Raw genomic sequence first — 13245 nt, 5'->3', positions numbered from 1 at the left:
GCGGTCCACCGGGCCGCCCTTCGTCGTTTCAGACAGCCTTCAACGCCAGAACGGCATTCATGCCACCGAAGGCAAAGGCGTTCGACAGGCAGGCCGTGACCGTCGCGTCCCGCGCCACGTTCGGCACGATGTCCAACGCACATTCCGGGTCCGGCTCTTGCCAGTTGGCGGTCGGCGCGATCACCCCGTCCCGCAGCGCCATGATGCAGGCCAGAAGCTCAATGGCCCCTGTCGCGCCGATGCAATGTCCGTGCATCGACTTGGTGGAACTGATCGCCAATCGGTCCGCATCCGCACCGAACACATGGGCGACGGCCGCGCTTTCGATCTTGTCGTTGGCCGCCGTGCCGGTTCCGTGCGCATTGATGTATCCGATGTCGCCGGTGTTCAGACCCGCCTGCTCCAGGGCCCCCGCCATGGCGCGTTCGGCACCCTGCCGTGACGGCATCACGATGTCCGACGCGTCGGACGTCATCGCCGCCCCGGCCACTTCGGCCAGGATGTCGGCCCCGCGCGCGCGGGCATGCTCGTATTCCTCCAACACGAAAATGCCGGCCCCCTCGCCCTGCACCATGCCCGACCGGGTGGCGCAGAACGGGCGGCAGGTGTCGCGCGACATCACGCGCAGCCCCTCCCACGCCTTCACCCCGCCAAAACACAGCATCGCCTCGGCCCCGCCTGTCACCATGACGTCGGCCATCCCGGATTTGACGAAATGGAACGCCTGCCCGATGGCGTGATTGGAAGACGCACAGGCGGTGGCGACAGTGAAAGACGGACCCTTGAGGTTGTACTCCATGCTCAAATGCGCGGCGGCCGCGTTGTTCATCAGCTTGGGAACGACAAAGGGGTGGACCCGGTTCTTTCCACCTTCATAGACGGCGCGGTAATTCTCGTCCTGCGTGTTCAGCCCGCCACCGGACGTGCCCAGGATCACACCGGACCGGGCCGCCAGTTCCCCCTGAAACGTCAGACCCGCCTGCGCCAGCGCCTGCCCCGCGGCCAGCAGGGCGAACTGGGTGTAACGGTCATAAAGCGCGATCTGCTGGCGGTTGAAATGCGCGCCTTCGTCGTAGTCCTTGACCTGCGCGCCGATCCTGATGGTCAGCCGGTCGACGTCGCGGATATCCAGATCGCCGATCGCCGATCGGCCTTCGCGCATCGCGGCCAAGGTGGCGGGCACATCAGAGCCGAGGGCGTTGATCGTGCCCGCCCCGGTGATGACGACGCGGCGGCTCACCCGCGTTGCTCGGCCACCAGGCGTTCCACCGCCGCGACGATGCTGCCGACGGTCGAATAGTCGAAGTTGCGCGCGTCGGGGGCATTGGCGTTGAATGGGACGTGGATATCAAAGGCTTCCTCGATTGCGAAAATCGCTTCGACCAGACCCATGGAATCCACACCCAGATCGGCGGGCACCGACGCGTCGGTCACGTCCGCGACGTCGATCATCGCCTGTTCCGCCACGATTTCGTGGATCCGTGTTCTGATGTCAGCCGTCATCGCGCGTGCCCTGGCCCTTTCCCGTGACGGTCTTGCGAAGCTCCGACAATGCCTCCAGCGCGCGGGGTAGACGACGGGTCGCGCGCTGCATCGCCAGTGCGGTCTCCATCTTCACCGCCGGGTTGCCCAGAATGACCTCGCCCGCGCGGACCCGCGTGAAGATCTTGGTGGCCCCGCCCGCGACGACGTGATCGCCGATGGTGATGTTGTCGCTGACGCCGACTTGGCCGCCCAGCACGACCTGGTGACCGACGGTCGACCCGCCGGCCAGCCCGACCTGCCCGCAGATCAGACAGTCTTCGCCAATGCGGTTGTTATGGCCGATATGCACGAGGTTATCGATCTTCGTGCCGCGCCCGATCACCGTGTCCGCGATGGTGCCCTTGTCGATGGTGGTGTTCGCCCCAACCTCCACATCATCGCCGATGCGGACGGAGCCGAGCGAGTGGATACGACCCCAGGGCTGGCGCACGGGGTCGCCCTGATCGCCCAGCGTCTTGCGCGACCGCTCCACGCCGTTCTCGAATTCGGTGGTAAAGCTGAAGCCGTCGGCCCCGATGATCGCACCGGGTTGGGCGACGAACCGGTCGCCGATGTGCACGTGGCTTCCGATGCGCACGCCCTGCAGGACCAGCGCGTCTTCACCCAGCCGGGTCTGCCGCCCGATGGTCACATGCGCCGCAATGCGCGCCCCGCGCCCGACGACGACATTGGCACCGATCACGGCATAGGGCCCGATGCTGACCCCTTCGGCGATGTCCGCACCGTCGCCGATGATGACGGTGGGATGGATGCCGACATTCATGTCCGGGCCGTCGTCCAACGCCGCCGTGATCGCGGCCATCGCCAGGCGCGCACGCGGCACGGTGATGGCCCCCGACAAACCGAAGGACTCCCAATCGGCCCCATCCCAAAGGATCGCGGCACGCGCCTTCCCGGTTCTCAGCGCATCGCCGTAGGCCGGCGACATAGCAAGGGCCAGGTCATTTGGCCCCGCGCTCCCCGGCTCCGACGCGCGATCGAACGTCAGTGACCCGTCCCCTTGCACGGGACGGCCCAGCGTTGCGGCGATCTGATCGAGCGTGAACATACCGGTCCTCCGAAGGCGTGACGCCTCCGCAGGCGATCTAACTGCGCGACGCGTCCAATTCCACCCCGGCATCCTGCAACGCGCGCAAGACTTTCACGTCCCGCCCGTATGGATCACCGCGATAATTGACACGCCCGGTCGGCGTGACCCAGGCGGACCAATAGACGATATGCACGCCGATCGGCTGCTCCAGGTTCACGCGACTTTCGCGACCCGTGCGCAGATACCCGGTAAACAGACCTTTGGGGTCGTCGGATTGCGGTGCCAGCAGATGATAGGCCAGTTCCAAAGGTTTGCCCACGCGGACGCAGCCGTGGCTGAACGTGCGCAGGTCGCGGGCAAACAGGTTCCGGCTGGGCGTGTCGTGCAGATAGATGTTGTATTGGTTCGGGAACATGAACTTCACCCGCCCAAGCGCGTTGCGCGGGCCCGGCGGCTGCTTGAGCGAGAACGGGAAGTTACGCGCAGTGTAATTGGCGAAGTTGATGCGGTTGCGGTTCACCCGGCCGTTGCGCGAATAGACTTCCAGATGCCGCGCGCCGCCCCGGCGCAGGGCGGGCAGGTATTCGTTGACCGTGATCGACCGGGGGACGTGCCAATACGGGTTGATGACCATGTGGGTCATCGTGTCGCTGAACTCCGGTGTGCGACGGTCGGGCGTGTCGGCCCCGACCACGACCACGGTATCGAACGTTACCTTGCCATCGTCGTAGACATAGGCGTGCTGCTCGGCCAGGTTCACCAGAACGTGGCGCGGCTCCAACGGCTTGTTCATCCAGCGCTGGCGTTCCAGCCCCACCAGGATCTGACCCATCCGGTCGTCCAGCGACACGTTGATCGCGGTCATCGTCGCGCCGCCCGCTTGGCCGTCGGGGGTCAGGCCATGGTCGATCTGGAAGGCGCGCACGGCCGCCTCCATCTCCGCGTCAAAGGCGGATACGGCAGACCGGCGCAGATAGCCCATGCGAATCAAGCGATTGCGCAGATCGACGACGCCTTCTCCGTCGGATCCGCGCACCAGCGTTCCACCGGATACGGTCGCGCCCCAGCCGCCCGCCCGCTGCATCTCCTCCAGCCGCAGCTTTTCGCGCAGCAGGCGCGTGTAATTCGGCGACGTCGGCCACAGACCTTGCACAAAGGCATAGGGGTCGCCGTCCGTGAAGGCGGTCATCTGCTCCAGCCAGTCGCGCTTGGGGACATCCAAGACAATTGTCCGGTCGACCTTGCGCGGATCGAGGATGCCCGAGCTGACGTCCTGCGCGTATCGCAGGAACCGTTTGGTCATCGCCACTTCCAGAGCGCCGCGCGTGGCCGCCGTTCGCGCCGCCCCGAAATCGGCACGGATCGTCGCAGCATCGTAGCGGGCGGTCGGCAGCCCATGATCGTCGGCCTGATCCAGCGCCCAAAGGAACGCGGCACGGCGATGCTCCGCTCCCTCGCCCATCCAGACCGGCGCGAAATCGCGCGCCCGGTAGAAAGCCGCGATCGCCTCATCCTCGGACGCCGCCTGAGCGACCGCCTGTTGCAAGGGCGTAACCAACGGCGCGGTAAACGCAGGCCCCGACAAGACAAAAAGCGCGGCAAGCGCGAAGGACGTCTGACGCAAGAACATGGGAAGATCCGGAAAATTGGTAGTCACATCAAGGCTACCGCGTTAAAACACGCTGTCCATTCACGTTTTGCAAAGGTCCTGGCTTTAGACCGGAGTGCAACACAACCGACACGGTTCCATCACTTTCGTTCGATGCGCGAGATTTTGCTGATTGGTGCAAATCAGGAATTCAATCCTTAGGGAATCGCCCCATTTGTGACAAAGATTTGAAGTCACATGGGGATGAGGCAACTGAGGCCGCGAAGACGGTCCAAACAAATTGGGGCATAACGTGAATACAGACATGACCAAGGGCGCTTCGGCGTCGATGACGCGACGCGGCCTTCTGGGGGCCTTCGCGGCCACCGCAGTCGCAGCAGCACCTACATATTCCAATGCAGCGGGTTTCTTGCGTGGCGGTGGTGATATTCGCCGCATCAAGATGCACAACGCTCGCACCGGCGAGAGCATGGAAACCGTCTATTGGATCGAGGGCAACTACGTCCGCGAAGCCCTGGCGGAGGTGAACTTCTTCTTCCGCGACTGGCGTCGCAACGAAACGAAGGCCATCGACAATCGCACCATCGACATCATTGCCGCGACGCACCGTCTGGTCGATGCGCGCGAACCGTTCCTGTTGCTGTCGGGCTACCGCTCGCCCGCAACGAACGCGATGCTGCGCCGCCGGTCGTCCGGCGTGGCGAAATATTCGCTGCATCTCGAAGGTCAGGCTGCCGATGTGCGCTTGTCGTCCCGGTCGGTCAGCCAGGTGTCGCGCGCGGCGGCCAGCTGCGGCGCGGGTGGTGTCGGTCGCTATTCGGGGTCGAACTTCGTCCATGTCGACTGCGGCAATACCCGCGTCTGGGGTCGCTGATCCGCTGATTTTCGGCTAATGCGAAGACCGCCCTGCGCCCCGGGGCGGTTTTCGCACGTCCGTTGTTCGCCGGTCAGGTTGGCGTGCAGGGAAACACGAAACACCTGTCCCGCCGGATCGACAACCACAGCACCGTTCCCGGCTTGGGCAGGAAAACCGCGGGCACCGTCGCCGTCACGCGACTCGTCCCATCATCCATCAGGAACTCGACCAGACTTTCCTTGCCCATGAACCGTGCGCGCAGAACCGTACCCCGCGCCGGCGTGCCTTCGGCGGCGGTTGGTCGCGGCCCATGCCCCGCGCGGTCGAAATCGATGCGGACATGCTGCGGACGGAACACGATATCCACTTGCGCGCCCTCCGTCTGGCCGGGGGCAAGGAACTGACCGAACGGCGTTTCGGTCAACGCACCATGAACGTCGCCACGCAGCGTATTGATATCACTGAAGAACGCCGCCGCTTCGCGGTCAACGGGCGCGTTATAGATGTTATAGGGCGCGGCCTGTTGCACGATCCGCCCGTCACGCATCAGCGCGATCTCATCGGCCATCCGCATCGCCTCGTCCGGCTCATGCGTGACCAGCAGAACGGCCGTCCCCTCTTGCTTGAGAACGCTCAGCGTCGCGTCGCGGATCTCGTCGCGCAATCTGTTGTCGAGGCCGGAAAACGGCTCATCCATCAGCATGATCTTGGGCCGGGGGGCCAGCGCGCGGGCCAGCGCCACACGTTGCTGCTCCCCACCCGAAAGCTCATGCGGATGTTTCGCGCCGTACCCCGCAAGATCCACCCGCGACAGCAGATCCAGCACCCGGGCCGCAGCAGCGTCCCCTTTGGGAAGGCCAAAGCCGATGTTCTGCGCGACCGTCAGATGCGGAAACAGCGCGAAATCCTGGAACATGAGGCCGATGCCGCGCCGTTCGGCCGGCACGTGACGCCGATCGTCGGACACCACCGCACCATTCAGCGACACGATTCCCGCATCCTGCCGATCCACGCCGGCGATGATGCGCAACGTCGTCGACTTGCCACAACCCGAAGGGCCCAGAAGGCAGGTCACCTGCCCCGCAGGAACCGAAAGCGAAATGTCGTCGACGACGTCGCGCCCGCCCAAATGGCGGACGAGTCCCTCGGCGTGCAGAAGCGGTGCCATCGAACCCCTAGTCTTTTGGTCAGGCTTCGGTAACAGCGCGACGCGGCACGGTAAAGCGGATCAGAGGACTTCGCCGGTCCGCTTTTCCTGCCGCGCATAAAGATAGATCAGCAGGCTGAGCAAGGCCGTCAGACCCATGATGATCCAGGTCGTCGTCTCATCCCCGGTCAGCGCCAGGATCGACGGCGTGGCAACAGCGGCCGCCCAGACGATCAGCACGACCAGCGTCAGGAACGAGAAGAACAGCATCCAGACCGCAGGCCGCAGATGCGCCAGCAGGCAAAGCGCTCCCACCAGGGCCAGCGTCGCCTGTGCCCCCCACACCCCGTGAACCCAGTTGGGAAGGCTGCCCAGCCACTCCAACTGATCGGCCGGGTATCCGTCGAGCCAGCCAAGCTGCAACCCGTAGGAGACCATCACGTATTCGGCCATCCCGATGACGCCGAACGCCAGAGAGATCAGACCCATGATGTAGAAGTGCAGACGCCGCATTGTGTTCCCCGTACGTATTTTCCTGTTGGGCAGTTAGCATAAAATCCAACCGCCACAAACGCTAACGGGGCAGAGAATTCCCCACCCCGTCGCATCGACTGTCGCCCCGCGGGGCGATGCCTCCGTCAATCCGTCACCTCAGAAGCAGTTCGGCTTCCTGACGTTTCAGCATCCGGCGGGCGGCGGTGTAATCCTCGCGCCCTTCCTGAACCCGCAACTCGGGGAAGATCGCAAAGATCTCCTCGCGCTGCGCGCGGCCCAGACCCTTGAGCGAGTGATCGCCCGGCTGGAAGCTTTCGGTCCACGCGCCGTCCGACAGGATGACCTCATGGTTGTCGAACATGATGTGGACATAGGTGACGTCGACCGCCTCCATCCGCTCCACGCCGGGTCGACCGACCAGGTGCTTGGCCGCAACCAGAACCTCCCGCTCGTCGAAATAGAGCATGGTTTCGTCGTTCGCGATCAGGACGCGGTGCTGCGGCGACACGACCATGTCGCGCTCCGGCAGGCCGTGGCCCAGGGCCCCCTGGCGGATCATCACAGCCCGCAAGGCCCCGTTCTCCGAAAGGTCCGCTGCGGTCATGTCGCGCTTGCCGGTCCAGCGCACGACCTGGATACCGTTGTCGCGGGTGATGACCCGGTCGCCGGCCTGCAGCGTTTCCACCGCGACCTCGCCCTTCGGCGTCGCGATCAGCGTGCCCGGCGTGAAACAGGGCACGACAGCCTCGATATCCTCGAACTTGGCGGTGGTATCGTCGCGGAACGTGATGATCCCGTCTTCGCCGTCGTCGGACGTATAGGTGATGAACGCCACGTCCGACCCGGTTAGGTCCAGCGTGTCGAAATCGTCTCCGCCCGATCCGCCGTCGATCATATCGCCGGTGGTGGCACCGATGATCAGGTCGCGGTCGTCGCCCCCGTCGATCATGTCGGGGCCGTCACCGCCGGTCAGCGTGTCGTTACCGTCACCGCCGGTGACCGTGTCGGCCCCGTCGCCGCCGGACACGACATCCTCGCCCTTGCCGCCGCGCACTTCGTCATCGCCGGCCCCGCCGTCCAGCGTGTCGTTGCCGCCCGATCCGGTCACGGTGTCGTTGTCGTCACCGCCGAACAGAAGGTCGTCATTTGCCGATCCGGAAACTGAATCGTCGCCCGCCCCGCCATCCAGCGTATCGTCGCCCCCGTTCCCGCGCAGGGTGTCGTCGCCCTCACCGCCCGAAATCAGGTCATTGTCGCGCCCGCCTTCCAACAGGTCGTCGCCATCGCCGCCGTCGATCGTGTCGGTCCCGTCGCCACCGCGAATGGTGTCGTTGTCCGCGCCGCCGGACAGGGAATCGTCGCCCTTGCCGCCCAGGATGCGGTCGTCGCCGTCGCCACCGTCGATGGTATCGGACCCGCCATCACCGCGGATGATGTCATTGCCGGCACCCCCCTCGATCAGGTCGTCGTTGCCGGACCCGGTGATGCTGTCGTCGCCGTCCCCGCCATCGACGGTGTCGTTGCCGCCACCGCCCGAAATGGTGTCGTTGCCGGTCCCGCCGGTGATCAGGTCGTCGTCAGCATTGCCCGAGATGCTATCGTTCCCGGCCCCGCCATTCAGCGTGTCCTGGCCCGGGCCGCCGTCGATCACATCGTCGCCGGCCCCGCCATCGATCGAGTCGTTGCCGGCCCCGCCGAAGATCGTATCCTCGTCGATGCCGCCGTCGATCGTGTCGTTGCCCGCTCCGCCGTCGATGATGTCGTCATCGTCCTGACCGAAGATCAGGTCGTCGCCGTCGCCACCGTCGATCACGTCGCGGCCGTTGTCGGGCACCAGGTCGGTGTCATCGGGGATGTTGATCGCGTCCGGGAAAGACGGGTCCAGGCCGCCATAGATGGTGTCGTTTCCGGTCCCGCCATCGATCGTGTCGGAACCTTCGCCGCCGACGATGAAATCGTTGCCGTCATCGCCCGTCACCAGATCGGCATCCTTGCCGGCGTCGATCCTGTCGTTGCCCGTGCCGCCGATGACCGTATCGCGGTCGTCGCCGGTGGAAATGACGTCGTCACCTGCCCCGCCGTCGACGAAGTCGCGATCATCTTCCGGGTCGGCGTCGGGCGCAAAGATGCCGGGATAGCCCAGATCGGACGCACCGCGCGGTCCCGACGTGATGGTGTCATCGCCGTCGCCACCCAGGATGGAGTCCCGACCAAGACCGCCATCGATGCTGTCGTCGTCAGCACCGCCGTCAACGGTGTCGTCGCCGTCTCCACCGCTAAGCGTATCGTCGCCGTCGTCACCGAACACCATGTCGTCGCCGTCGCTGCCATCGACGCTGTCGTTGCCGGTGCCACCGAAGATCGTGTCGTCACCGCCGGCCCCGTCGATCGTGTCGTCGCCGCCATTGCCGCGAATGACATCGCCATCGTCGGTGATCAGATCGCCACCGCCGTCGGTCGGCGCATTGGCATCGTCATAGCCGAGGCTCATCTCCTCGCCCGTCTGCTCGCCATCGACGACGCCATCGGGCAGAATCTCATCCACCGCACCCACGACGTTCTCAATGTTGATGAACGTGGCGGTCTCGCCCGTCCGGTCCCCTGCATCGTCGAGGAAGAAGATCGTGCCGTTCTCGGCGTTGTCGGAGTCGAACTCGACGGCCGCATTGGCGCCCGTCAGGTCCAGCGTGTCGAAGTCGTCGCCGCCTTCGCCGCCGTCGATCACATCGCCTGCGGTGACGTTGGTGAACGTGTCGCGGTCGTCGCCCCCCGACAGCGTATCGGCCCCGTCGCCGCCAGAAATCGCGTCGTTGCCCGACCCGCCTTCGACCACATCATCACCCTTGCCGCCGCGCAGGGTGTCGTCGCCCGCGCCGCCATCCAACGTATCGTTGCCGCCCGATCCGGTGACATCGTCGTCGCCGTCACCGCCCAACAGCAAATCGTCGTTCGCGGAGCCGGAGACCGAGTCGTCGCCCGCGCCACCATCCAACGTATCGTTGCCGCCGTTCCCGCGCAGGGTGTCGTCGCCGTCGCCACCCAGGATGGAATCGTCGTCGCGACCGCCGCTCAGAACATCGTCGCCGTCGCCCCCGTCGATCGTGTCCTGACCATTGCCACCGGTGATGATGTCGTCGCCGTCCCCACCCGACAGCAGGTCGGCACCGTCGCCGCCGTCGATCGTGTCATTACCCTTGTCGCCGAAAATGGTGTCGTCGCCATCTCCGCCCAAAAGCAGGTCATCGAAGGTCATCGTTCCGGACCCATGTCCGGCGGTCGGATCATAGCTGGCGAAGAAATCGCCGTAGCTCAGTTCCGCATCGTTGCCGGGGCCGGTGTTGTTGGTCGGGCCGGCGTCGGGCAGCTCGCCGTTGGAATTGCCGTCGACCGAAAAATACTGCGTCGGCTGCGTGCCGCCCTTGATCGAAACGCCCAGAACCGTGGCCCCTTCGGGCACCGATCCGCCGCTGGCGGCAAAGGCCGACAATTGCCCGTAGTAATCATCCAGATCGTTGGAAATGAACGTCCCGGATCCGTCGTCGGGGAAATCGTCGATCTTGACCTGCAGGTCGAACGCGCCATCGCCATCGGTGTCGAAATAAAACACCACGTTCGAGATGTCCTGCGACCACGTCTGGAAATATTCGCTGGCCGCCGGGGGGCAGCCGCCGAAAGCGTCGTCGCCGCGGATAAGATCGTTGCCGTCACCGCCCAGGATGGTGTCGTTGCCGAACCCGCCCGTCAGCGTATCGTCCGACCCGTCGTCTTCGTGGACCGACGTGTCGCCGGTGTTGATCGACGTTGCATCATAGCCGACGATCAGGTCATCGCCCGCGCCGCCGTCGATATTATCGGCCCCGTCGGCGCCTTCGATGTTGTCATTGCCGTCGCCGCCGCTGATGGAATCGTCGCCGTCACCGCCATAGATGGAATCGTCGCCGGTCCCGCCTTCGATGGTGTCGTCGCCGGTTCCGCCGCTCAAACGGTCGTCTCCGCCTTCGCCGCGAACGATGTCGTCGCCCACGCCCGCATAAACGGTGTCGTCGCCGTCGCCGGCCAGCACCAGATCTTCGTCACCGGTCGTGCCTTCGACGCCCAGGGCATCGTTGGCGTCGATCCGGTCGCCCTGCGCATCGACATAGCTCAGGTCGATCAGGTCACCGTCGTCGGTGCCGTTGACCACACCATCGGGGGCGGTCGGCGGCGTGAACTTCAGGTTGTCGACCGCGCCCGACCCCTTCAGATCGATGGTCATGTACTTCGCGCCCTCGACGCCGATGTGGACGTCCTTCTGACCGTTGTTCGCCGTTTTGACGTGGATCTGCTTTATGAAGCAGCCCTCGTCGTCATAAAGCTTGATCGTGGCCCCCTCCTCGACGTCGAGCAGCGTGATCGAGTCGACTGTGACCTCTTCATCGAATTCGAACACGAACTTGCCGCCGCGGGCATTATCATCCGGGTCGCTGCTGTCGCGGTCTTCCGATAGGATCAGGACATTGCCCAGGTTGTCGGTCGCCAGATCGTCGTCTCCACCGGTCGGATGCGCGGTATCGAAGATCATCGGTGGATTGTGGGCATCCACGCTCCAATCCGCGTTCACGCTGGAAATGGTCACACCCTGCGCCGAATACTGGCCGTCGATGATCGTTCCCGCAGATTGATCCTGGAAATCGATATGCGTCTGATTGGTCGTCGTCATGGCAGTGACTCCTTAAGCCGCGCGGCGCGCGCACGGCGCGGCGATCCGGTAGAGATTCAAATACGTTTGGACCGAGGCAATCTCGGTGACGGCACCGTTCGGGCGCTGGTCTATCGGCAACGTCAACATGACGGCATCTCCACTCGGTCCACTTACAAAGGCACGAGGGGCAACGACGATAGCGGGTCGACCATGACGGACGCACCAAAGCGGTTCGGATAGAAGACCCGATCAATGGCGCGGTTTCGGCAGAAACCGGTGCACCGCCCGGTATTCGGCGGTGCCCGCACATCGCAGGCGACATCCATCCGGATGCTCACAAGTGCGGCCGCCCCACGGCCTGCAGACATCGCCCCCCAGTCGGGCTTGAGCAACATTTAGCCGAGTTGAGCCAAGCGGGAAAGGGAAATGGGGCAGAAAACGGCAGCGCCGCCTTGTTTAAGGCCAGATTGAAGCGAACGTTTACCAATTTTGACACAATTTAAGCGTAAGATCGTTTCCCAACTCGCGCCAATCAATCCGGGGTGTGTGATAGGCCGCGATGCGTGGCCCTCCGATGACCCTGCGTAAACATCAAGGATCATTCGACATTCGACGTCGTTTCGCGCTCATCGTTTGACCACGAAACAAAGTTTCGTTGCCGATCCGGAGCCGAAATGAGGCGACGTTACGGCACACCGAAAATGCTCTGTTTCCAAAGTCGACGCCGCATTTTCGGTCGATCGTTGATCAAACGGAACCTGTCGCGCCCCATATCGCCGAATCGTGCCGGGTCGGGAGGGTGCTGTTAAGCACGATGTGCTGTCCGACGATGGTACCCGCGGCCGGACTCGAACCGGCAAGCCTTGCGGCGGCGGATTTTGAATCCGCTGCGTCTACCGATTCCGCCACGCGGGCACGCTTCGGGTGGTAGTGCGGGGGGCCTAGCGCCCTGCCCCGCCGCCGTCAATCGCCGGTCACAGGCGCTCCGCCGAAAACGTGTCGCAGCTCTGGACCGCACCGGTGTCGTATCCACGCGCGAACCACCGCGCCCGCTGCTCCGACGTGCCGTGGGTAAAAGTGTGTGGCATCGGCACGCGACCCTGGCTGCGTTGCAGGCGGTCATCCCCGATGGACCGCGCGGCGTTCACCGCCTCCTCCAGATCGCCACGCTCCAGAATGCCGAACCTTTCCTGCGCCTCGCGCGCCCAGATGCCCGAAAAGCAATCGGCCTGAAGCTCGATGCGCACTGAAATCGCGTTCGACTGCGCCTGCGACGCCTGCGCGCGGATCTGATTGGCCTGTCCCAGGATGCCCAATTCGTTCTGGACGTGGTGGGCGACTTCATGCGCGACCACATAGGCGGCGGCGAAATCACCGCCCGCGCCCAGCCGCTCCTCCAACGTGGTGAAAAATGCGGTGTCCAGATACGCCTTGCGATCAGAGGGGCAGTAGAACGGTCCGGTCGCACCCGATGCGCCGCCGCAGGGACTGCTGGTGACGCCGGAAAACAGGACCAGCGTGGGCGCGCGATATGCTTTGCCGACCTGATCGCGGAACACGCCTGACCAGACCTCCTCCGTGTCGGCCAGAACGACCGAGACGAATTCCGCCTCCCGCTGTTCCTGCGCCGTGATCGTGCGGGACTGCTGGACCGGCGCGCCACCGCCGCCGCCCGACAACAGGGGCGAGACGTCGATCCCGAAGACCCAGCCCACGACCAGCACCACAAGCAGACCGCCGATGCCCAGGCCGCCGACCCCGCCACCCACACCGCTGCCGCGCCTGCCGCGACGATCCTCGATGTTGCGACTTCCGCGTCGTCCCTGCCAGCGCATGTGCATCTCCCTGCCGTTGCAACCAATCGCGCTTGACCCTGCGACGG

The 13245-nt window shown here is 64.6% G+C and carries 9 protein-coding genes and 1 tRNA gene; 1 reads left to right on the top strand and 9 read right to left on the bottom strand.

Features of this window, described 5'->3' with window-relative positions; genetic code table 11:
- Window positions 1-28: 28 nt before the first annotated feature.
- The 4 genes from JDO7802_RS12870 to JDO7802_RS12855 are packed head-to-tail and all read right to left on the bottom strand — an operon-like array spanning window position 29 to window position 4205.
- The gene (locus tag JDO7802_RS12870; RefSeq protein ID WP_055086192.1) at window positions 29-1240 is read right to left on the bottom strand and encodes a beta-ketoacyl-[acyl-carrier-protein] synthase family protein; all 1212 of its coding nucleotides are present in this window, start codon (window positions 1238-1240) and stop codon (window positions 29-31) included.
- Complete coding sequence (locus JDO7802_RS12865) at window positions 1237-1503, bottom strand: acyl carrier protein (protein WP_055086190.1); 267 nt, start codon at window positions 1501-1503, stop codon at window positions 1237-1239. The genes JDO7802_RS12870 and JDO7802_RS12865 overlap by 4 nt, the downstream gene beginning before the upstream one ends.
- Window positions 1493-2593, bottom strand: coding sequence for a UDP-3-O-(3-hydroxymyristoyl)glucosamine N-acyltransferase (lpxD, locus tag JDO7802_RS12860; protein ID WP_055086187.1), 1101 nt, complete (start codon window positions 2591-2593; stop codon window positions 1493-1495). Before lpxD ends, JDO7802_RS12865 begins: the two co-directional genes overlap by 11 nt.
- Window positions 2594-2630: 37 nt before the next feature.
- Entirely contained in the window at window positions 2631-4205 is a 1575-nt protein-coding gene (locus JDO7802_RS12855; protein WP_055086185.1) for a L,D-transpeptidase family protein, read from the bottom strand.
- Between the two features lie 283 nt (window positions 4206-4488).
- Between JDO7802_RS12855 and mepK the strand changes: the two genes are divergently transcribed.
- Window positions 4489-5058: a peptidoglycan L,D-endopeptidase MepK gene (mepK, locus tag JDO7802_RS12850; protein ID WP_055086184.1), complete on the top strand. Its 570-nt coding sequence runs from the start codon at window positions 4489-4491 to the stop codon at window positions 5056-5058.
- Between the two features lie 73 nt (window positions 5059-5131).
- Here mepK and JDO7802_RS12845 read toward each other — a convergent pair whose 3' ends face one another.
- From JDO7802_RS12845 to ypfJ, 5 genes are all read right to left on the bottom strand, one after another.
- Window positions 5132-6208, bottom strand: a complete 1077-nt coding sequence (locus JDO7802_RS12845; protein WP_055086182.1) for an ABC transporter ATP-binding protein — start codon at window positions 6206-6208, stop codon at window positions 5132-5134.
- Window positions 6209-6268: 60 nt separating this feature from the next.
- Window positions 6269-6700: an LPXTG cell wall anchor domain-containing protein gene (locus tag JDO7802_RS12840; protein WP_055086180.1), complete on the bottom strand. Its 432-nt coding sequence runs from the start codon at window positions 6698-6700 to the stop codon at window positions 6269-6271.
- A 133-nt stretch (window positions 6701-6833) separates the two neighbouring features.
- Window positions 6834-11381, bottom strand: a complete 4548-nt coding sequence (locus tag JDO7802_RS18025) for a Hint domain-containing protein (RefSeq protein WP_055086178.1) — start codon at window positions 11379-11381, stop codon at window positions 6834-6836.
- 812 nt (window positions 11382-12193) lie between these two features.
- A tRNA-Leu gene (locus JDO7802_RS12830) sits at window positions 12194-12278 on the bottom strand.
- Between the two features lie 59 nt (window positions 12279-12337).
- Window positions 12338-13198, bottom strand: coding sequence for a KPN_02809 family neutral zinc metallopeptidase (ypfJ, locus tag JDO7802_RS12825; RefSeq protein WP_055087238.1), 861 nt, complete (start codon window positions 13196-13198; stop codon window positions 12338-12340).
- Window positions 13199-13245 lie beyond the last annotated feature (47 nt).

This window comes from Jannaschia donghaensis, from assembly GCF_001403795.1.
GTDB lineage: Bacteria > Pseudomonadota > Alphaproteobacteria > Rhodobacterales > Rhodobacteraceae > Jannaschia > Jannaschia donghaensis.
The sequence above is the reverse complement of the archived record's forward strand: the minus strand, read 5'-3'. Positions and strand labels throughout refer to the sequence as shown.

What these genes read in the sequence shown, in the direction of transcription:
- ypfJ (WP_055087238.1), bottom strand. Translation starts at nt 13,198, where the DNA reads ATGCGCTGGCAGGGACGACGCGGAAGTCGCAACATCGAGGATCGTCGC.
- lpxD (WP_055086187.1), bottom strand. Translation starts at nt 2,593, where the DNA reads ATGTTCACGCTCGATCAGATCGCCGCAACGCTGGGCCGTCCCGTGCAA.
- mepK (WP_055086184.1), top strand. Translation starts at nt 4,489, where the DNA reads ATGACCAAGGGCGCTTCGGCGTCGATGACGCGACGCGGCCTTCTGGGG.
- JDO7802_RS12865 (WP_055086190.1), bottom strand. Translation starts at nt 1,503, where the DNA reads ATGACGGCTGACATCAGAACACGGATCCACGAAATCGTGGCGGAACAG.
- JDO7802_RS12845 (WP_055086182.1), bottom strand. Translation starts at nt 6,208, where the DNA reads ATGGCACCGCTTCTGCACGCCGAGGGACTCGTCCGCCATTTGGGCGGG.
- JDO7802_RS12855 (WP_055086185.1), bottom strand. Translation starts at nt 4,205, where the DNA reads ATGTTCTTGCGTCAGACGTCCTTCGCGCTTGCCGCGCTTTTTGTCTTG.
- JDO7802_RS12840 (WP_055086180.1), bottom strand. Translation starts at nt 6,700, where the DNA reads ATGCGGCGTCTGCACTTCTACATCATGGGTCTGATCTCTCTGGCGTTC.
- JDO7802_RS18025 (WP_055086178.1), bottom strand. Translation starts at nt 11,381, where the DNA reads ATGACGACGACCAATCAGACGCATATCGATTTCCAGGATCAATCTGCG.